Annotated in this window: 1 pseudogene; it reads right to left on the reverse strand. The window is 62.5% G+C overall.

What is annotated here, in order from left to right:
- Nucleotides 1-264, reverse strand: a pseudogene (locus AC0L3U_RS39545) (efflux RND transporter periplasmic adaptor subunit); the annotation flags it as partial.

The following is a 264-nucleotide window of genomic DNA, read 5'->3' on the forward strand; positions in this document are numbered from 1 at the left end:
GTAATGGTAGATCCCAGCGGCGCGTTGGCGTCGTCAAGCACATACCGTGCTTCGAACGTACGCGTGAGCGGATCGGCTGCGTCAGACAGCAGTCTGAGCTTCGCAGGAATGACCTTCGCATCGCTGCCGTAGAATTTGGCCTGGGCCATGTCGCCCAGGACGGGCCGCACTGTTTCGGGCAAGTGGATAATGGCCTCGCGAGGCCCCGCCTTTGCCAGCCTCACGACAGGCTGACCTGAGCTCACAACTTGCCCGGGCTCTGCC

The organism is Bradyrhizobium sp. Kon69 (assembly GCF_055807515.1).